Origin of the sequence: Lonepinella sp. MS14436 (genome assembly GCF_042470565.1) — a bacterium.
Taxonomy (GTDB): domain Bacteria; phylum Pseudomonadota; class Gammaproteobacteria; order Enterobacterales; family Pasteurellaceae; genus Lonepinella.
Window position 1 is genome coordinate 1,595,954 of sequence record NZ_CP170385.1, and the last position, 20,320, is coordinate 1,616,273.

The 20,320-nt window shown below is 40.6% G+C and carries 13 protein-coding genes, 5 tRNA genes and 3 rRNA genes; 6 read left to right on the forward strand and 15 right to left on the reverse strand.

What is annotated here, in order from left to right; genetic code table 11:
- Positions 1 to 35: 35 nt before the first annotated feature.
- Positions 36 to 2,018, reverse strand: coding sequence for a 2',3'-cyclic-nucleotide 2'-phosphodiesterase (gene cpdB / locus O1Q81_RS07725; protein ID WP_386696908.1), 1,983 nt, complete (start codon positions 2,016 to 2,018; stop codon positions 36 to 38).
- A gap of 272 nt (positions 2,019 to 2,290) precedes the next feature.
- Between cpdB and argA the strand changes: the two genes are divergently transcribed.
- On the forward strand, positions 2,291 to 3,607 hold the full coding sequence (gene argA / locus O1Q81_RS07730; protein ID WP_386696910.1) for an amino-acid N-acetyltransferase: 1,317 nt from the start codon (positions 2,291 to 2,293) through the stop codon (positions 3,605 to 3,607).
- A gap of 64 nt (positions 3,608 to 3,671) precedes the next feature.
- Here argA and rsgA read toward each other — a convergent pair whose 3' ends face one another.
- Positions 3,672 to 4,718, reverse strand: coding sequence for a small ribosomal subunit biogenesis GTPase RsgA (gene rsgA, locus O1Q81_RS07735; protein WP_386696912.1), 1,047 nt, complete (start codon positions 4,716 to 4,718; stop codon positions 3,672 to 3,674).
- Between the two features lie 95 nt (positions 4,719 to 4,813).
- Here rsgA and orn point away from each other — a divergent pair, with 95 nt between their 5' ends.
- Positions 4,814 to 5,362, forward strand: coding sequence for an oligoribonuclease (gene orn, locus O1Q81_RS07740; RefSeq protein WP_386692963.1), 549 nt, complete (start codon positions 4,814 to 4,816; stop codon positions 5,360 to 5,362).
- Between the two features lie 108 nt (positions 5,363 to 5,470).
- Positions 5,471 to 5,546, forward strand: a tRNA-Gly gene (locus tag O1Q81_RS07745).
- Between the two features lie 322 nt (positions 5,547 to 5,868).
- On the opposite strand, the gene modA is transcribed toward O1Q81_RS07745, so the two are convergent.
- On the reverse strand, positions 5,869 to 6,633 hold the full coding sequence (modA, locus tag O1Q81_RS07750) for a molybdate ABC transporter substrate-binding protein (protein ID WP_386696914.1): 765 nt from the start codon (positions 6,631 to 6,633) through the stop codon (positions 5,869 to 5,871).
- Positions 6,634 to 6,759: 126 nt separating this feature from the next.
- Here modA and O1Q81_RS07755 point away from each other — a divergent pair, with 126 nt between their 5' ends.
- The 3 genes from O1Q81_RS07755 (at position 6,760) to trpA (ending at position 9,655) form a co-directional block, all read left to right on the forward strand.
- The gene (locus tag O1Q81_RS07755; protein WP_386690254.1) at positions 6,760 to 7,533 is read left to right on the forward strand and encodes a TOBE domain-containing protein; all 774 of its coding nucleotides are present in this window, start codon (positions 6,760 to 6,762) and stop codon (positions 7,531 to 7,533) included.
- A gap of 119 nt (positions 7,534 to 7,652) precedes the next feature.
- Positions 7,653 to 8,849, forward strand: coding sequence for a tryptophan synthase subunit beta (trpB, locus tag O1Q81_RS07760; RefSeq protein WP_386694197.1), 1,197 nt, complete (start codon positions 7,653 to 7,655; stop codon positions 8,847 to 8,849).
- Positions 8,849 to 9,655, forward strand: a complete 807-nt coding sequence (gene trpA, locus O1Q81_RS07765; protein ID WP_386694200.1) for a tryptophan synthase subunit alpha — start codon at positions 8,849 to 8,851, stop codon at positions 9,653 to 9,655. Before trpB ends, trpA begins: the two co-directional genes overlap by 1 nt.
- A gap of 185 nt (positions 9,656 to 9,840) precedes the next feature.
- On the opposite strand, the gene rrf is transcribed toward trpA, so the two are convergent.
- The 12 genes from rrf to wzxE form a co-directional block, all read right to left on the reverse strand.
- Positions 9,841 to 9,956, reverse strand: a 5S ribosomal RNA gene (gene rrf / locus O1Q81_RS07770).
- A gap of 210 nt (positions 9,957 to 10,166) precedes the next feature.
- Positions 10,167 to 13,059, reverse strand: a 23S ribosomal RNA gene (locus tag O1Q81_RS07775).
- A 203-nt stretch (positions 13,060 to 13,262) separates the two neighbouring features.
- Positions 13,263 to 13,338 (reverse strand) — tRNA-Glu (locus tag O1Q81_RS07780).
- Complete coding sequence (locus O1Q81_RS07785) at positions 13,324 to 13,563, reverse strand: hypothetical protein (protein WP_386696916.1); 240 nt, start codon at positions 13,561 to 13,563, stop codon at positions 13,324 to 13,326. Before O1Q81_RS07785 ends, O1Q81_RS07780 begins: the two co-directional genes overlap by 15 nt.
- A 15-nt stretch (positions 13,564 to 13,578) precedes the next feature.
- Positions 13,579 to 15,116, reverse strand: a 16S ribosomal RNA gene (locus tag O1Q81_RS07790).
- The 16S, 23S and 5S rRNA genes sit together here with 4 tRNA genes alongside, the layout of an rRNA operon.
- Before the next feature lie 207 nt (positions 15,117 to 15,323).
- Positions 15,324 to 15,400, reverse strand: a tRNA-Pro gene (locus O1Q81_RS07795).
- Positions 15,401 to 15,424: 24 nt separating this feature from the next.
- A tRNA-His gene (locus O1Q81_RS07800) sits at positions 15,425 to 15,500 on the reverse strand.
- 31 nt (positions 15,501 to 15,531) lie between these two features.
- Positions 15,532 to 15,608, reverse strand: a tRNA-Arg gene (locus O1Q81_RS07805).
- A gap of 142 nt (positions 15,609 to 15,750) precedes the next feature.
- Positions 15,751 to 16,473, reverse strand: coding sequence for a lipopolysaccharide N-acetylmannosaminouronosyltransferase (gene wecG, locus O1Q81_RS07810; protein ID WP_386696918.1), 723 nt, complete (start codon positions 16,471 to 16,473; stop codon positions 15,751 to 15,753).
- Positions 16,446 to 17,738 (reverse strand): WzyE family oligosaccharide polymerase, encoded by a 1,293-nt coding sequence (locus O1Q81_RS07815; RefSeq protein ID WP_386696920.1) that lies wholly within the window; start codon positions 17,736 to 17,738, stop codon positions 16,446 to 16,448. The genes wecG and O1Q81_RS07815 overlap by 28 nt, the downstream gene beginning before the upstream one ends.
- The gene (locus tag O1Q81_RS07820) at positions 17,731 to 18,819 is read right to left on the reverse strand and encodes a TDP-N-acetylfucosamine:lipid II N-acetylfucosaminyltransferase (RefSeq protein WP_386696922.1); all 1,089 of its coding nucleotides are present in this window, start codon (positions 18,817 to 18,819) and stop codon (positions 17,731 to 17,733) included. Before O1Q81_RS07820 ends, O1Q81_RS07815 begins: the two co-directional genes overlap by 8 nt.
- A complete protein-coding gene (wzxE, locus tag O1Q81_RS07825) occupies positions 18,816 to 20,084 on the reverse strand; it encodes a lipid III flippase WzxE (RefSeq protein WP_386696924.1) in 1,269 nt (422 codons plus the stop codon). Before wzxE ends, O1Q81_RS07820 begins: the two co-directional genes overlap by 4 nt.
- Positions 20,085 to 20,320 lie beyond the last annotated feature (236 nt).

The window sequence follows — 20,320 nt, forward strand, 5'->3', positions numbered from 1 at the left end:
TTTGAAAGCCTTTTTTCATCTCTAAAACATCGGAATTAGTGGGTTAAATCAATTTGATATACCGCAAAACCAACTTCATCAACGCCTTTATCTACTAACGGATAAACCGATTTCGCTTTGATAAAGGTTTTTGCCTGCTCACTTGGTGAGGTTTCAAACCGAATATCCAGTGGTTTATCACTTTCAATTTTGGCTAAACGCCAATTTTTATCGGCGGTTGGTGTAATCGCTCCCTGTAACTTAGTTTGTTTAGTAATATAATTTGCCAACACTTGACGATTTTCATCTGGGGCAAGGAATGCCACAAATTCTTCACCCGTTCCTGAGAATTTAGCACTGTAAGCACGATAATTATTACTTGCAATTAAGAAATCTGCGTCTAAATCAATAGGCTTACCATTAAATTGTAGATTTCTAATTCGTTCACTATTGGCATTAATCAACTCACACTCACCGTTATAACGAGCAGGTTGCGTCACATCAATTTCATAGCTTAATCCGTCAATCACATCAAAATTATAGGTACGAAATCCTTCCCAATTAATTAGTCCTTGTGGTTCAGTTTTATTCGGATCAATTTGATTAAACATACCCGCCGAACATTCTAGCCATTCTTTAACATGATGCCCTTTCACTTTTAGTGTAGCAAGAATATTAGGGTAAAGATAAAGATCCGCTGCATTACGGAAGGTTAAATCCCCTTTTGCGACTTCAACAAAAGAAGTTGGGTCATTTTTACGTCCACCGACTTTAAATGGTGCTGCTGCAGAAAGCACAGGAATATCTTTTAATTCAGGAATATTCTTAATATAGTTTTCTACATAATCTTTTTGTGCTTGATTAACTATTTGCACGGTCGGATCATCTTGCACTAAAGCAAGATAGCTATACATATCATCTAAAGATTTGCCTATTGGCTGTGCCACAAATTTCCGTGTTGCTTCATGTACTGGCTGTAAAAGTGCGGTGATTTCTGGCTTATTTTCTACCGTGGCTGCTTTTTTCTCATTATCATAAATTGGACGAATATGTGCAGTGGCATGATTCACCACCCATTTTCCGTTAAGGTAATAAAGTTGCAAATCAATCACACCGATATTGTTCCCCCAATAACCCGACATATTTTCTGGCACACCATTTACTGTACCATTCGGCATATCCACCAATGTACTGGTTGTTTGGAAAGATTTATGCGGGAATAAACCGTGAGAATGCCCAAATACGATAGCATCAATCCCTTTCACATCGGCTAAATGAAAAGCAGCATTTTCTTCGCCTACTGCATATTCTTTATCACTCGGTCCAGTATGTGCTAAACAAATCACCAGATCCGCACCCGCTTTTTTCATTTCTGGCACAAACTTTTCTGCGGTTTGCTTAATATCTTCCACATACACTTTACCGTCTAAATTGGCTTTATCCCACACCACAATTTGCGGTGGCACAAAACCGATATAACCGATTTTTATCGATTGTTTATTACCTTGTTCATCAATTAAACTGCGTTCCTGAATAACGTATGGGGTATAACGATTTTGTTTAGTTTTTGCATCATAAACATTGGCATTAATAATCGGAAATTTTGCTTCTTTTAACACATTATCCAGAAATTCAAGTCCATAATTAAACTCATGATTTCCCAACGTTCCCACTTCATACTTCATCAAATTAAGGGCTTGTACTGAAGGGTGTGGCTTGCCTGCTTGATAACCTACCGCCGCTTGATAATCCGCAATGGGATTACCTTGGATTAAATCACCATTATCAACTAATACGCTATTTTTCACTTCTTGACGAGCTTGCTCAATAAGTGTTGCGGTACGACTAAAACCAAATTTCTCAGTAGGTGCATCTTTATAATAGTCAAAATCCGTTAAGAAACCATGTACATCAGTGGTTGAAACAACACGTAAATTAAACACATTCTGATTTTTACTTTGTTCAGCAGAAAGCACTCTATCACTACCGAGAGCAAAAACACAGAAACTAGATAATTGTAGAAAACGTCTTCGATCCATTTTGAACTCCTTTTTCATTTAATAAAAATACATTGCAAAATCTTGAATTTAATCGTTTAATCTACAAAAAACAAAGTAAAATTAAAAGAGTGTGTTGATAAAATTGTGATCCATATCAAAGATTTTTTATTATGTTGGAATTTTCTAACAAAGTGCGGTCAAAAATAACAAAATTTTCGTCTGCTAAAAATTTCTCTTGCACATTCAACAAAATGAATATAAATTCACAATAAATGAATAAATATTTAAGCAATGCCTAAAAGGAAAGCATTATGCGTAGTACAGAATTAGTCCAATGGTTTCGTCAATCTACCCCTTATGTCAATATGCACCGTGGCAAAACTTTTGTGATTATGCTTGATGGTGATACGATTGCGAGTAAAAATTTTATTAATATCATCAGCGATATTCGTTTATTACACAGTTTAGGGATCAAATTAATTATTGTGTTTGGTGCGAGAGTTCAAATTAATGAATTACTTTTACAACATCAGATTAAACCACAATATCATAAAAATATTCGGATTACCGATCAAAAAACCCTTGATTTGGTCAAGCAAGCGGTGGGAAAACTGAATTATGATATTACTTCAAGACTGTCAATGCGACTTCCCCATTCGCCTTTACTCAATGTGGTCAGCAGTAACTTTATTTTAGCTCAACCGATTGGCGTGGACGATGGTGTCGATTATTTATTAAGTGGTAAGCTCCGCCGTATTGAAGTGGAAAATATTCAACAACAGTTAGATCGTGATGCGATCGTGTTAATCGGACCTATTGCACCATCCGTTACGGGGGAAAGTTTTAATCTGCCCTTTGAAGAAATTGCGACACAAGTTGCGATTAAAATTAAAGCCGAAAAACTGATTGGCTTTAGTGCCACACAAGGGATTTTAGACCCACAAAAACAAACCATTTCGGATTTATTACCACAAGATGCCGTTGAATATCTGCAAGAATTTATTCACAACGATCTTTATCACAGTTCCCAAGCTCGCTTTCTACAAGCTGCCATTGATGTTTGCCGTGCAGGGGTTAAACGTTCGCATCTATTAAGTTATGAAGAAGACGGTTCATTATTGCAAGAATTATTTACCCGTGACGGTGTGGGAACACAGCTTTCAATGGATAATTCAGAAGATATTCGCATTGCCACCGCACGTGATATACCAGGTTTACTTGAATTAATTCACCCATTAGAACAACAAGGTATTTTAGTCAAACGCTCTCGTGAACAATTAGAAATGGATATTGAAAAATATACGATTATTGACCGAGATGGTGTCATTATCGCTTGTGCTGCATTAAATGTTTACCTGCATGAAAAAATGGCTGAAATGGCTTGTGTCGCTGTTCACCCTGATTATCGTAACTCCTCTCGTGGTGATATTCTATTAGAAGCCATTCAAAAACGAGCAAAAAATTTAGGCATTGAAAAATTATTTGTTCTCACGACCCGAACCGTTCATTGGTTTCAAGAACGAGGATTTAGCGTCGCCAATGTAGAAGATCTGCCACAGGAAAAACGAGAACATTATAATTACCAACGGCGGTCTAAGATTTTGATTCAGGATTTAGCCCTGCACTGACGTACAGGGTTATAATAGTAACGATGCTCCGCATCTTTTATAGTACTGAGTAGTTACACCATGCTTAACCCACAAAATGTCGCTGTGATTTCGTTTCATCACGGCTTAATATCAAACGGTGGTAATTTTCAAAACGCACGGGGTGAATTTTGCCTTGTTCAACAGCTTCTCGTAAGGCACATTGCGGATCGTCTAAATGCTTACAATCACGGAATTTGCAAGTGCCGAGAAAATATTGAAATTCACGATAACCCAGCGTAATTTGCTCGGGTTCTAAATGCCATAAACCAAATTCTCGAATACCAGGGCTATCAATCAGATTCCCCCCTTGTGGCAAATGATATAAACGTGATGAAGTGGTGGTATGTTGTCCTAAGCCTGAGTTTTCACTCACCGCATTGGTTACCGCATTGACTTCAGGCATGATTTGATTGACCAGACTGGATTTCCCTACCCCCGATTGCCCCACAAAAATTGACGTACCAGAAGCTAAAAGTGCGGTTAATTTTTGCATATTTTTGCCAGTTTGGGCGGAAATCATCAGGGTTTGATAACCAATATCTTGGTAAATTTTCAGCTGTTGTTCTGCTTCCGCCAGTTCCTGTTCAGAAAGCAAATCCACTTTATTTAACACAATCACTGCTGGAATATTCGCCGTTTCGCAAATCACTAAATAACGGTCAATAATATTCAATGATAGGGTTGGCAACACGGCAGAAACAATAATAATGCGATCAATATTGGCTGCCATGACTTTTAAACCATCATAATAATCAGGGCGTGCCAGTTCATTTTGACGGGGTTGCACCGCTTCAATCACGCCACTAATCCCTTGTAATTGCTCCAGACCTTTACGCCAAATTACTCGATCCCCCACCACCACACTCGCCAAAGTGCGGCGTAAATTACAACGGAAAATATTGCCTTGTTCATCTTCCACATCAGCGTGCATAGAATAACGTGCTACCACCACCCCATCTTGCGTATCCCCTAGCATATCATCTTGCCAATCTATTTGTTTTTTCTGTTGGCGTTGATGACGATCTAGGGCTTTTGCATTATTACTATGAATACGCCGTTTTTGGTTTTGGGTCAATTTTTGCTTTGCCAATGAGATTTCCTTAAAAGTGCGGTGATTTTTCTATCTATTTTATAATTGTGAATTTTGCTACAATAGCACAAATTCAATATAGGATACTTGATATTATGCCACAAGATAAAGAAAATCTCATTTGGATCGATCTAGAAATGACAGGATTAGATCCCGAACAAGAACGGATTATTGAAATCGCCACGATCGTCACCGATAAAAATCTGGCTATTTTAGCCGAAGGACCCGTATTAGCCGTCAAACAATCTGATGAATTACTCAACAAAATGAGTGATTGGTGTGTTAAAACCCATACAGAAAATGGCTTAATTGAACGCGTCAAAACGAGTAAACTCACTGAACGAGCAGCGGAATTACAGACCCTCGACTTTTTAAAAAAATGGGTACCGAAAGGACAATCTCCCATCTGTGGCAATAGCGTGGCACAAGATAAACGTTTTTTATTTAAATATATGCCCGATTTAGCCGATTATTTCCACTATCGCCATTTGGATGTCAGCACACTAAAAGAACTGGCTCGCCGTTGGAAACCTGAAGTTTTAGAAGGATTCAAAAAACAAAATACCCATTTAGCTTTAGATGATATTCGGGAAAGTATTAAAGAACTCGCTTATTACCGTGAACACTTTATTAAATTAGACTAGAATTTCTGCAAATAAACAGAAAACAAAAATTTCTACTTGCGAACAATCAAAATCTTCGTATAATAAGCCTTGTTTTCGACATTCGTGCATGATATTGAATGTCGCTCTGCGGGAATAGCTCAGTTGGTAGAGCACGACCTTGCCAAGGTCGGGGTCGCGAGTTCGAGCCTCGTTTCCCGCTCCAAATTTTAAAAGATGCTTTTTAAGCATCTTTTTTGTATCTATTCTATTTCAATTCTTCAAAAACTCTACTAATTTTGTTTTCGTTAAATCAATACAATACATCTGACATAAACTCACCACATATATTACTTCATCTATATTTGAGATAAAAAAAGTGCCTATATTTCAAGGCACTACTCGGAAAGCAAAATATGTCTGGCTATTTATCATAGCACTTGTTTTAAGTGCGGTAAGAATATCTAATTTATTTCTTTATATCAAATAGCAAATTTCATTTTTGTGACACAAGTCACGTAAATAAGACTTAATTGCTTATTTTTTAATTACTTCCCTGTAAAACCATAACTAATAAATACTTTTTTAGCCTCATCAGATTTTAAATAATCTAAAAATGCTTTCGCATCTACGCTACCATGATCTTTAATTAATGCCACTGGATATTCTACTGGAGGGTGGCTATCAGCTGGGAATGTAGCGACTACTTTCACTTTTTGACTTGCTGCAGCATCAGTACCATAAACCACACCCAATGGGCTTTCAGCTTGTTCAACCAAAGCCAATGCTGCACGTACATTATTAGCACGAGCTAATTTTTGTTCAACAGCAGCCCATTGACCTAAATGAGTTAATGCAGTTTTTGCATAGATACCCGCAGGGACGTGTTCAGGATCACCAACAGCTAAAAAAGCACCATCTAAAGACTTTTGCCATTTATCATTGGTTAAATCAACGCTGTCAATTTTGCTGTCTTTCGGAGCAATCATCACAAGGCTATTCCCCACTAAAATAGTACGGCTATCTTTGATAATTGCATCTTTTTCAGCTAAATAGTCCATCCACTTTAAATCCGCAGAAACAAAAATATCTGCCGGAGCCCCCTGTTCAATTTGTTTTGCAAGTACAGAAGATGAAGCGAAAGAGAAAACTACTTTTTCATTTGGTTTTACTTTTTTATATTCTTCTGCCACTTGTTGTAATGCGTTAGTCATGGAAGCTGCTGCAAAAACTGTTACATCAGCCATTGCACTTTGGCTCATAATTAGACCAGTTCCCACTACGAATGCAAGTTTTTTGATTGTTAATTTCATTTTTTCTCCTTGAATAATTAACGATATCGCATAGATTATATAACGTATTACAAAAGAAAAGCTACAAGAATAAATCCGTTTCCTTTAAAATACTCTAAATTGATTATTGATAAGAAAATAGGAAAAATAATGGATACTGAAATCTTACTCACTATAAAATTGCAACAACAACTTTTTGTTGATCCTAAACGTGTTCGTTTATTAAAAGAAATCCAAAAGTGCGGTTCCATTAATCAAGCAGCTAAAAATGCCAAAGTGAGCTATAAAAGTGCATGGGATCACTTAGCCGCAATGAATGAAATCAGCCCCTATCCGCTACTTGAACGCAATGTCGGTGGAAAAAATGGTGGCGGAACATTGCTCACGAAATATGCCCTTCGCCTATTGCAACTCTATGATTTGCTTGCACAAACCCAAGAAAAAGCGTTTCATATTTTGCAAGATGAGAATATTTCACTCAACAGTTTACTTTCTGCCACTGCTCAATTTTCACTGCAAACCAGTGCAAGAAATCAACTATTTGGCAAAGTAAAACAATGTGTTATTCATCAACTTCATGCGACTGTAGAAATTAAATTACCAAGTCTATCACAACCTATTTTCGCTGAAATCACAAAAAAAAGTGCCGAACGTCTTCAACTAGCTTGGGGAAAAGAAGTTATGTTGCTATTTAAAGCTCCGTGGGTAAAAATTCATCAGGAAGCCCTTGAAGAAAAAAATAGCTTTGTGGCAACGGTTACGAATCTGTTAGATAAAGAAAATAATCAAGAGGTGATCTTGGCTTTAAATGATGAAATCGAATTTTGTGCCAGCCTTGAGTCACCCTTGGCATTAAACATTGGGCAACAGGTTTGGGCAAAAATCGATCCTGAACAGATTATTTTGGCAACCCTTTATTAATCTAAACTTGGAATATTTTGAAAAATAGTTTCCTTTTTTTAGTTTTCCTATTTACATTTATGTACTAGTGCAATAGTATAACAACTATATATTAAAAAGAATTTATGTAAGGAAATATTATGACAGATACACTACTTGATCCCTATTTTGGGGAATTTGGGGGAATGTATGTTCCCGAAATTCTCATTCCAGTGTTAAAACAATTAGAAAAAGCCTTTGTTGATGCCAAAGACGATCCCAAATTTCAAACCGAATTCCAAGATTTACTGAAAAATTATGCAGGTCGCCCAACTGCTTTAACCCTTTGTCGCAATATTACTAAAGGTACAAAAACTAAAATTTATCTTAAACGTGAAGATCTTTTACACGGTGGTGCTCACAAAACTAACCAAGTACTTGGGCAAATTTTACTTGCCAAACGAATGGGTAAAACTCGCATTATTGCAGAAACTGGTGCTGGTCAACACGGTGTAGCAACTGCATTAGCTTGTGCAATGCTTGGTATGCCTTGTCTTGTGTATATGGGAGCAAAGGATGTAGAACGCCAATCACCTAACGTTTTCCGTATGCGATTAATGGGTGCTGAAGTAGTGCCTGTACAAAAAGGATCTTGTTCTCTTAAAGATGCGTGCTGCGAAGCAATGCGTGATTGGGCAGCAAATTATGAAACCACTCATTATTTGATTGGGACAGCCGCAGGCCCACATCCATTCCCAACCATTGTACGTGAATTTCAGAAAATGATCGGCGAAGAAACTAAACGCCAAATTCTCGAAAAAGAAGGACGCTTACCAGATGCCGTGATTGCAGCGGTGGGAGGTGGATCCAATGCTATTGGAATGTTTGCAGATTTTATCAAAGAAAGCAACGTTCGCTTAATCGGTATTGAACCAGCAGGCAAAGGTATTGAAACTGGTGAACACGGTGCTCCACTTGGACATGGTAAACCAGGGATTTATTTTGGTATGAAATCACCGATTATGCAAACGGAAGATGGACAAATTGAAGAATCTTATAGCATTTCTGCTGGATTGGATTTTCCATCCGTTGGTCCTCAACACGCCTATCTTAATTCTATTGGACGGGCGGAATATCCAAGTATTACCGATGATGAAGCCTTAAATGCGTTTAAAGAGTTAGCCCAACACGAAGGTATTATTCCTGCATTAGAAAGCTCTCATGCACTTGCTTATGCTTTAAAAATGGCAAAACAGAATCCAAACAAAGAGCAATTATTAGTGGTAAATTTATCTGGTCGTGGTGATAAAGATATTTTTACTGTAGATAAAATTTTCACAGAAAGAGGAATCCTGTAATGAGTCGTTTTGCAACTTTATTTGATAATTTGGCAGCCAAAAATCAAGGTGGATTCGTACCATTTGTAACCTTAGGTGATCCAAATTTTGAACGTTCCTTTGAGATTATTTGTACTTTAGTTGATAATGGTGCTGATGCTTTAGAACTCGGTTTTCCTTTTTCAGATCCTCTATTAGATGGTCCCGTTATTCAAGCCGCCAACAATCGTGCGTTAGAAGCATGTTGTAGCACAAAAGAAAGTTTCCAATTAATCGAAAAAGTGCGGTCAAAATATCCCGATATTCCGATCAGCTTATTGCTTTGTGCCAACTTAATCTATGCCCAAACCTTAGACGGATTTTATCAACGTTGTAAAAAAGTGGGGGTAGATGCGGTTCTCGTGGCAGATATTCCATTATTGGCATCTGAACCCTATATTCAAGCAGCTAAAAAATATGGCATTCAACCTGTGTTTATTTGTCCGCCAAATGCTGATGAAAAAACTATTCAAGGAGTGGCAGAAAAATCTCAAGGTTATACGTATTTAGTTTCTCGTGCAGGAGTGACCAGTGCTGAAAACCAAAGTCACGCGAAAAATTTGGATAACTTAGTAGAATGTTTAAAAGCTCACCACGCTCCACCAATTTTACAAGGCTTCGGTATTGCTCAACCACAACAAGTCAAAGATGCGTTAAATATGGGGGTAGCAGGAGCAATTTCAGGATCAGCTACGGTGAAGATTATTGAGAAAAACTTGGATAATCACGTACAATGTTTGCAAGAATTAGCGGAATTTGTTAAAACAATGAAAAGAGCAACTTTATAAAAGCAAAATCTTTCTTTATTTTCATCTCTAGTCAAGACTAAGGAAAAATTCCTATAATATAAAGAACAGAAAGTAACATATATCCAACATTGTTGACAAAAGTGCGGTTGATTTTAACGTAGTTTTAAGAGAATAGCAAAAACCCCAGCTACTCACGTAACTGGGGTTCGTTGTTGTAATAAAAAACCTGATGGTGACCTACTCTCACATTGGGATTCCCAACACTACCATCGGCATCACAGCATTTCACTTCTGAGTTCGGCATGGAGTCAGGTGGCTCTACTGCATTATGACCATCAGGAAATCAGGGGTCAGATGACAGATTACAGACGGCAGTACCGTGTGTTATCCTGTATCCTACTTAATTCTTTCCTTTTTGTATTTTGTTCTTTAAATTTGAAACAAGCTGTCTGTTCGATTTTCTTTTTTGTCTGTTCGTTAGTTTCACGCTCTTCAACTGTCTTCTGTCATCTGACATCCGTCATCTGAATCAAAACCACTTGAGCGTTGTATAGTTAAGCCTCTCGGGCAATTAGTACTGGTTAGCTCAATGACTCACATCACTTACACATCCAGCCTATCTACGTCTTCGTCTTAAACAACCCTTACACACTTCTGTGTGGGAGAACTCATCTCTTGGCAAGTTTCGTGCTTAGATGCTTTCAGCACTTATCTCTCCCGCATGTAGCTACCCAGCAATGCTTCTGGCGAAACAACTGGAACACCAGGGATGCGTCCACTCCGGTCCTCTCGTACTAGGAGCAGCCCCAACCAATTCTCCTACGCCCACGGCAGATAGGGACCGAACTGTCTCACGACGTTCTAAACCCAGCTCGCGTACCACTTTAAATGGCGAACAGCCATACCCTTGGGACCTACTTCAGCCCCAGGATGTGATGAGCCGACATCGAGGTGCCAAACACCGCCGTCGATATGAACTCTTGGGCGGTATCAGCCTGTTATCCCCGGAGTACCTTTTATCCGTTGAGCGATGGCCCTTCCATTCAGAACCACCGGATCACTATGACCTACTTTCGTACCTGCTCGACTTGTCTGTCTCGCAGTTAAGCTTGCTTTTACCATTGCACTAACCTGACGATGTCCGACCGTCATTAGCAAACCTTCGTGCTCCTCCGTTACTCTTTGGGAGGAGACCGCCCCAGTCAAACTACCCACCAGACACTGTCCGAATACCCGTTTCAGATATTTCGTTAGAACATCAAACGTTAAAGGGTGGTATTTCAAGGTCGTCTCCACTCAAACTGGCGTTTAAGTTTCTCTGACTCCCACCTATCCTACACATCAAAATTCAAGGTTCAGTGTCAAGCTATAGTAAAGGTTCACGGGGTCTTTCCGTCTAGCCGCGGGTACACCGCATCTTCACGGCGATTTCAATTTCACTGAGTCTCGGGTGGAGACAGCCTGGCCATCATTATGCCATTCGTGCAGGTCGGAACTTACCCGACAAGGAATTTCGCTACCTTAGGACCGTTATAGTTACGGCCGCCGTTTACTGGGGCTTCGATCAGGTGCTTCTCTTTCGATAACACCATCAATTAACCTTCCAGCACCGGGCAGGCATCACACCCTATACGTCCACTTTCGTGTTTGCAGAGTGCTGTGTTTTTAATAAACAGTTGCAGCCAGCTGGTATCTTCGACCGGTTCAACCTTCATCTGTAAAAGACTACAATCTACGCCGGCGCACCTTCTCCCGAAGTTACGGTGCTATTTTGCCTAGTTCCTTCACCCGAGTTCTCTCAAGCGCCTGAGTATTCTCTACCTGACCACCTGTGTCGGTTTTCAGTACGGTTTAGATAAACCTGAAGCTTAGTGGCTTTTCCTGGAAGTGTGGTATCAACAACTTCGCTCCCTTAGGAGCTCGTCATCACGCCTTAGTGTTGAATGGGGATTCGGATTTGCCTAAATCCCCCACCTACACGCTTAAACAGCCATCCAATAGGCTGCTTGCCTAACCTTCTCCGTCCCCACATCGCAATTTATCCAAGTACGGGAATATTAACCCGTTTCCCATCGACTACGCTTTTCAGCCTCGCCTTAGGGGCCGACTCACCCTGCCCCGATTAACGTTGGACAGGAACCCTTGGTCTTCCGGCGAACGAGTTTTTCACTCGTTTTATCGTTACTTATGTCAGCATTCGCACTTGTGATACGTCCAGCAAACTTCTCAATTCACCTTCTTCCGCTTACACAACGCTCCCCTACCCAACAAGATTACTCTTGATGCCGCAGCTTCGGTGACTAGTTTTAGCCCCGTTACATCTTCCGCGCAGGCCGACTCGACTAGTGAGCTATTACGCTTTCTTTAAATGATGGCTGCTTCTAAGCCAACATCCTAGCTGTCTAAGCCTTCCCACTTCGTTTCCCACTTAACTAGTACTTTGGGACCTTAGCTGGCGGTCTGGGTTGTTTCCCTCTTCACGATGGACGTTAGCACCCACCGTGTGTCTCCTGAGTATCACTCTTCGGTATTCGCAGTTTGCATCGGGTTGGTAATCCGGGATGGACCCCTAGCCGAAACAGTGCTCTACCCCCGAAGGTGTTCGCTCAAGGCTCTACCTAAATAGATTTCGGGGAGAACCAGCTATCTCCCGGTTTGATTGGCCTTTCACCCCCAGCCACAAGTCATCCGCTAATTTTTCAACATTAGTCGGTTCGGTCCTCCAGTTAGTGTTACCCAACCTTCAACCTGCCCATGGCTAGATCACCGGGTTTCGGGTCTATACCTTGCAACTTGCCGCCCAGTTAAGACTCGGTTTCCCTTCGGCTCCCCTATTCGGTTAACCTCGCTACAAAATATAAGTCGCTGACCCATTATACAAAAGGTACGCAGTCACCTTACGGCTCCCACTGCTTGTACGTACACGGTTTCAGGTTCTATTTCACTCCCCTCGCTGGGGTTCTTTTCGCCTTTCCTTCACAGTACTGGTTCACTATCGGTCAATCAGGAGTATTTAGCCTTAGAGGATGGTCCCCCTATCTTCAGACAGAATTTCTCGTGTTCCGCCCTACTTCTTGTTAGCTTAGTACCACAATATAACTTTCAGATACGGGACTATCACCCTGTGTCGTTGAACTTCCCAGTTCATTCTCTTCGTTTTATTGCTATCTCTAACGGCTCCTCCGCTTTCGCTCGCCGCTACTCACAGAATCTCGGTTGATTTCTTTTCCTCGGGGTACTTAGATGTTTCAGTTCTCCCGGTTTGCCTCATTTACCTATGTATTCAGTAAATGATAGTAGATTCTTCATCTACTGGGTTTCCCCATTCGGATATTTTGGATTAAACGCCTCTTATCGACTCATCCAAACTTTTCGCAGATTAGCACGTCCTTCTTCGCCTCTGATTGCCTAGGCATCCACCGTGTACGCTTAGTCACTTAACTATACAACCTCAAATGTTTTCAAAAACAAATGATGTTGCTGTTTCAACTAAACACTTGACTGCTTTTGTTCAGTCAAGATTTTCTCTACTCAGACTTTCTTTCGAAAATCTCTCAGTTTTCAGCTTGTTTCCAATTTTTTAAAGAACAATAAGAAAATAATATAGATAATCCATTTCTTGTTTATCTACCGAATCATCTTTAATTGGCGTCCCCACGGGGATTCGAACCCCGGTTACCGCCGTGAAAGGGCGATGTCCTAGGCCTCTAGACGATGGGGACAACAGGTAAAGATAATTTGTTGTCTTTTATTATTCGCACTTCTTTTTTCGTTTCATTCGTTTCTCTTGCTCGACCTAGTAAGCAATGAAAAGTGCGGTCTTTTTCTCTTTCTTTTCTACTTTTTATCAAACAATCTGTGTGGACACTTGCTGTCGCTTCGTTTCTTTGAGTAACAATATCACAGTGACCTGACATTTCTGTCTTCTGTCTTCTGTCTTCTGTCATCTGCCCTCTGATTACTAAGGAGGTGATCCAACCGCAGGTTCCCCTACGGTTACCTTGTTACGACTTCACCCCAGTCATGAATCATACCGTGGTAAACGCCCCCCTTCCGGTTAAGCTATCTACTTCTGGTACAACCCACTCCCATGGTGTGACGGGCGGTGTGTACAAGGCCCGGGAACGTATTCACCGCAACATTCTGATTTGCGATTACTAGCGATTCCGACTTCATGGAGTCGAGTTGCAGACTCCAATCCGGACTACGATGCACTTTCTGAGATTCACTCCCCCTCGCAGGTTGGTTACCCTCTGTATGCACCATTGTAGCACGTGTGTAGCCCTACTCGTAAGGGCCATGATGACTTGACGTCATCCCCACCTTCCTCCAGTTTATCACTGGCAGTCTCCTTTGAGTTCCCATCACTACATGCTGGCAACAAAGGATAAGGGTTGCGCTCGTTGCGGGACTTAACCCAACATTTCACAACACGAGCTGACGACAGCCATGCAGCACCTGTCTCATAGCTCCCGAAGGCACAAACTTATCTCTAAGTTCTTCTATGGATGTCAAGAGTAGGTAAGGTTCTTCGCGTTGCATCGAATTAAACCACATGCTCCACCGCTTGTGCGGGCCCCCGTCAATTCATTTGAGTTTTAACCTTGCGGCCGTACTCCCCAGGCGGTCGATTTATCACGTTTGCTACGGGCACCAGAGTTAAACCCCAATCCCCAAATCGACATCGTTTACAGCGTGGACTACCAGGGTATCTAATCCTGTTTGCTCCCCACGCTTTCGCACATGAGCGTCAGTATCTTCCCAAGGGGCTGCCTTCGCCTTCGGTATTCCTCCACATCTCTACGCATTTCACCGCTACACGTGGAATTCTACCCCTCCCTAAAGTACTCTAGCTACCCAGTCTGAAATGCAATTCCAAAGTTAAGCTCTGGGATTTCACATCTCACTTAAGTAACCGCCTGCGTGCCCTTTACGCCCAGTTATTCCGATTAACGCTCGCACCCTCCGTATTACCGCGGCTGCTGGCACGGAGTTAGCCGGTGCTTCTTCTGTGACTAACGTCAATGACTTAGTCTATTAAACTAAATCCCTTCCTCATCACCGAAAGAACTTTACAACCCGAAGGCCTTCTTCATTCACGCGGCATGGCTGCGTCAGGGTTCCCCCCATTGCGCAATATTCCCCACTGCTGCCTCCCGTAGGAGTCTGGACCGTGTCTCAGTTCCAGTGTGGCTGGTCATCCTCTCAGACCAGCTAGAGATCGTCGGCTTGGTAGGCCTTTACCCTACCAACTACCTAATCCCACTTGGGCTCATCTTATGGCAACTGGCTAAAAGTCCCAGTCTTTCGTCTCTCGACACTACGCGGTATTAGCTACAGTTTCCCGTAGTTATCCCCCTCCATAAGCCAGATCCCCAAGCATTACTCACCCGTCCGCCACTCTCACGAAAAGTACAAGTACTCTCCGCTACCGTTCGACTTGCATGTGTTAAGCCTGCCGCCAGCGTTCAATCTGAGCCATGATCAAACTCTTCAATTTAAGTTCGATCGCTCAATAAACTGCTTGCTTTTAAATCTTTCTTCTCACTCTCAAAAAAAATGAAAAGTTAATGAATTTCTAAGTTAAGCACCTATTAAGACTTCAAGTTTTATTTAATTTTTTAAAACAAGTCAATCAACAAGTGCCCACACAGATTGTCTGATAAATTGTTAAAGAACGATTTTGCTTTCGCAAATTTTATAAAATTGGTCGGCGAGATAGGATTTGAACCTACGACCCACTGGTCCCAAACCAGTTGCGCTACCAAGCTGCGCTACTCGCCGTCAGATTTACTCTCTAGTAGTAAATGGGGTGGCTAATGGGATTCGAACCCACGACAACTGGAATCACAATCCAGGGCTCTACCAACTGAGCTATAGCCACCATTGTTTTCATGTTGAATTGCATTAACTTCTGGCGCGCTCGACAAGATTCGAACTTGCGACCTTTGGCTCCGGAGGCCAACGCTCTATCCAACTGAGCTACGAACGCACACATATTGCGTTGCAACGGAGGCGTATATTAATGATTTTGCTTGTTGTTGTCTAGCATTTTTTGCAAAAAAATTGCGTTTTTCTAACGTTAGCTGTTAATTTGTGCAATTTATTTCGAATTTACTTTAGTTCCGATTATTTTATAACTTATTCGTCACATAATAATAGGCATATTGTAATAAATTTAACTGGCGTTGCCAACGTGTGGGTTGGCTTAATAAACGATATAACCATTCCAAATTCATTTTTCGCCATAATAACGGAGCCCGTTTGGTCTTACCCACCAACACATCAAAACTCCCCCCCACTCCCATATAAAGGCAATCAGGATAAATCTGTTGTGCTTTTTGCATAAAAATCTCTTGTTTTGGCGATCCCATTGCCACTGTCACAAACTTCGCATTACTTTGCTTAATTCTTTCAATCACTGCCCTTTCTTCTTGTTCAGAAAAATAACCATGTTGGTATCCCACAATATCCACTTGCTGATGCGATAATTTTTCTGCCACCAGATTCACCACATCCGCTTGTCCCCCCACCAAAAAAACTGGCACACTCAATTCTGCCGAACGTTGCAACAAGGCTTGCCATAAATCAATCCCTGCAATCCGTGTTAATTTTTGCCATTGTGGATATTTCTTTTTAATGGAAAAAACCACGCTAATACCATCTGCATAGTTAAATTCTGCTTGCTGAATTAAGGCTTTCACTTGAGGGTTTTTAGCACAGGCAATCATTTTTTCTGCATTTATCGCAATCAATAACCCCGTTTTTATTTGCTTTTCGGAAATCAAATGATCAACCAACGCTTGCTTATTTTCAGGCACCAAAATATCTATTTCTCGAATGACGACTTTTTCCATTTTACTATTCCTTTTGCTAACCCATACGCCACGCCCCAACCTATCGTCAAAAAGACAAAACGAGAAACAAACGCATCAAACCCTTCTCGCACTAACACCGTCAGAGTAAAAATATGCGAAAAACAATAGGCTTTTAACACCGCACTTTCATGACCTTTAGCCCAACGGTACAACCCATCAAATCCTTTGACAACCAATGCCGAGCCAACCGCCCCCACCAAAATCATTGGATAGCCCCCCATAATGTAAAACGATCCAATTAATGTTGGGGAAATCGCCAAGCCCGCATAATAATGCTTAATCTCCCAAGTAAAATAATTTGCCGTATTTAACACTAAATCAGGACGATCCGCCCATAAGGCTTTGGGAATATACACATAAAAATCCCGAATGATGGGCATTAATCCTTGATATTCAATATTTTTTGTATTGAGAATGGTTACCAAATTTTCCCACGGCGAAAAGGTATCCCGAGTTAAGTGTAAAAAACGAAACAACGTTTGTTCATCGTTAAAAGCTAACCCATATCGCCACATTGCCAATAAAAACATAGCGAAAACACCCAACAGGGCAAATCCGCCTAATGCTCGCCAAGAAAGATAGCCCTGAGCAATGCCAATCAACACAAACAAAGCAACCGCTAAAGCTAAGTTTGCACGCGTGCCACCGATCACCACATAACTAAACACGCCGAAAGCCACGCCTAAGCACAGAAATTGCCACCAACGGCGTTTACTTGGTTGAATAAAATAAAAAATTAACAACGCTGGCAAGCAAAAATAAAAAAAACGTTTTAAGGCAACCGCACTCACTTGTGTTGAAAAAATCTGGTTATAGGCGGTTAATTTAAATAATAACAAACCATTCAACCCATAAAAAATCCCCATTGCCCCTAAACTTATCGCCAATAAAATCCACATCGTGATCTTTGCTGTAAACTGCGGTGTATTTTTCTCGAGTTTTACTGGCAATAAACGGGGATAAAATTTGCCCTGATAAACCCAATAATAAAGTAAATAAAATCCTGTTGCGGTCAACAAAGTTTGGCATAAGACCGCAAAAGGTGGCAATGAAATATGAAAGCCATACATCAAACCCATCGACAACGGAAAGCCTAAATAAAAGACAGACAAATAAACCAAACTAAACAATAAATGAAAGGAAAAACCTTGCTGTTTTACATCTTGTTGTAATAAATAAAGCACCACACTTAATGACAAAATATACAAGGGCGTCAACAGGATAAGTTCTGCAAATTCAAGCATTCTCTTCTCCTTGTTGCAAAATCTGCATTAATATAGCCAACCACCCTGCAATAAAATGGGGATCAAAAAAGCCAATACTCTCTTTATCAAGTGCGGTTAATTGTTGTTGCGTGTCGAAAATGGCTTGTTCCGTCACCTGATTCTGCAACAGAAACGGCACTTGATATAATCGCATATCGTCAATAAAGGTATTTTTCGGATGTAACACCACTGGCACATTAAATTGGGTGAGCAAACACAAAGATCCCACTCCTTGCTGACGTTGAAAAATAAAATACGCCACATCACATTGATTAAGCAAATTTAAATAATCTTGAAATGGCATTTTTTCGGTTAAAATTTGTACCGCACTTTGAGCAAATAACCGTGTGGCTTCAGCGGTCACTTGAGCAATATAGTCACTGTTATGTTCGGGATAGCCCATTGGTATAATAATCCGCACATTATCCCCAAGCTGTTGTTTTATTTGCTCCAACCCCACTAAATGACGATTAGACGGATCGCCTGAATTGCCTAATAAAATGGTGAGTTTATCGGATTTTTGCTTTTCCTTTTCCATAGTCTGAAAACCGCGGTGCATTTTACTCGGGAAATACACTAAATGCCCTTGCACATTTGAATTAATATGCTGTTTAAAATAAGCTAAATCCCCTTGATAGCCTGCCACGGAAATTAATTTCTTTTGAATAAAACGGCGTAACGGATAAGCGAGTTTAAATTTCCATTGTTGACTATCTTCGTGTAAATCCGCCCCCCACATTTGCCAAGTGAGCCGCTCGGGCGGTAATTTGCCAAAAAGGATAGCTATCCAAAGGGGAAAATTAAATTGACCGTGTAAATAAAAATAGTTTCGTGGATCTTGTTTTGCTAACTGACAGATGGCTTGAGCAATACTTTTTTTACTGTCAAATTCCTGAATGTAAAGGCTTGGATATTGCTCTTGATACCCCTTGCCCACCACCAACACTTGCTTAATGGCTTGTTTCGGTAATTGGGGTTGCAACTGCTCCGCTAAAAAACGCAACATGGTATGATTATGATGGGGAATGGGCGAACCTAAAACGTGAATAATCTGTTTCATTTTTTACTCCCATAATCCAACTTAAATAAAACCCAACAAAAACCGAAATAAATCATATAGCAAAGTCCATAGCCCAAGGTTGCCCCTGCTACCCCCTGTTGTGCGATCCCATAACTAGATAAACCAAACAATAACATTCCCTGTACAATTTCAGCACAAATATAGCGACCAGTTGCGGCTTTGGCTAACCATAAATAGCCAAAAACGTAACTCGCCACTTTAAACAGATCACCCACTAATTGCCAACCAAACAAATCAGACATTGGGGTAAAATCAGGGCTAAATAACAGAATGATCAAGTAATCTCTCAAAAAAAATACCAATAATGCCAGAGCTAACGCCAACGGAAAAATAAAACCCAAGGCTTTTTTAACTTCTTTCTGAATCGCCGATTTATCGCTTAATTTAGCAAAGGTGGGCAATAAATACACGGAAAATGCTGTGGTTAAAAGCTGTAAATAGGCATCGGAAATACGGCTTAATCCTTGCCATAAACCCACCGCACTTAATCCTTGGCTTTCGATTAATTGATTGCGTAATAAAATATACACTGTTGGTATAATACAAACAGCGACAAGGGTCATTATCATATAATGACGAAGAATATGACTGGCAGATAAATCAAAATTTGGCTTTAACCATTGCCAGTGCCAATTTTGTTTTAGTAACGCAATCAGACTGGGGACAAGAATTAAGGCTGGAATACAGGCAAAACCGATTAACGCCCCCTGATAGCCCCATATCCATAAACAAAACAGCAACCACAATGCTCCCACTAAATTAGCAAAAATGGAACTCATCGCACAGGCTTTGGCTTGACGTTGTCCTTTTAAAATGGCGATAAAATAATTACCTAATGCTATTAAGCATTGCAGCAAAGCAAGTAGTTGAATGGTTAGACTGTAATCGGCGGTTTGAAATAAAAACAAGGAAATGGGTTGAGCAAACAGCAAGCCAATCAAGGCTAACATCACCGAAACCAGTATAATCAATAGACTACTCGCCCCTAAAATGGCTTGTAACCGTTGCGAATCCTGTTCATATTCGGCTACAAATTTGGTCACTGCATTTAAAATTCCTGCCCCTGACAGCACGCCCAGCACCGTAAGCAAGGTCATATAATTTGCCGCCTGTCCTAACCCTGCCGAGCCAAAATTTAGAGCAAAGATTTTAATGACAACTAGCCCAATAATGAGTTTAATGGCAACAGCGGTGGATGTCCAAAGGGTTGTACTGGTTAAGGTTGGTTTTGTGATTGTTGACATATCAGTGACCGCCTTTATTTTTGCTATTTTGCCGTTTTAAATCACAGCACCGCAAAAATCTAAATAAACTTGAGTTAAATGTGGCATGATTTTATCAGGGCAACAATTCTTACCATTATTAGATATGCAATAGTAAATTTGATTTGCCCCTCAACCAACTAGGCTTATGCTAAGCAATAGTCACTCTCGTACAAAAATAAGATCAAAATGAAACTCACTCAAAAGACACCGCACTT

Coding starts and splice junctions, on each gene's coding strand:
- wzxE (WP_386696924.1), bottom strand. CDS start 20,084: ATGTCAACAATCACAAAACCAACCTTAACCAGTACAACCCTTTGGACA.
- orn (WP_386692963.1), top strand. CDS start 4,814: ATGCCACAAGATAAAGAAAATCTCATTTGGATCGATCTAGAAATGACA.
- trpA (WP_386694200.1), top strand. CDS start 8,849: ATGAGTCGTTTTGCAACTTTATTTGATAATTTGGCAGCCAAAAATCAA.
- O1Q81_RS07820 (WP_386696922.1), bottom strand. CDS start 18,819: ATGAAACAGATTATTCACGTTTTAGGTTCGCCCATTCCCCATCATAAT.
- modA (WP_386696914.1), bottom strand. CDS start 6,633: ATGAAATTAACAATCAAAAAACTTGCATTCGTAGTGGGAACTGGTCTA.
- cpdB (WP_386696908.1), bottom strand. CDS start 2,018: ATGGATCGAAGACGTTTTCTACAATTATCTAGTTTCTGTGTTTTTGCT.
- argA (WP_386696910.1), top strand. CDS start 2,291: ATGCGTAGTACAGAATTAGTCCAATGGTTTCGTCAATCTACCCCTTAT.
- O1Q81_RS07815 (WP_386696920.1), bottom strand. CDS start 17,738: ATGCTTGAATTTGCAGAACTTATCCTGTTGACGCCCTTGTATATTTTG.
- trpB (WP_386694197.1), top strand. CDS start 7,653: ATGACAGATACACTACTTGATCCCTATTTTGGGGAATTTGGGGGAATG.
- O1Q81_RS07785 (WP_386696916.1), bottom strand. CDS start 13,563: ATGACAGAAGACAGAAGACAGAAGACAGAAATGTCAGGTCACTGTGAT.
- wecG (WP_386696918.1), bottom strand. CDS start 16,473: ATGGAAAAAGTCGTCATTCGAGAAATAGATATTTTGGTGCCTGAAAAT.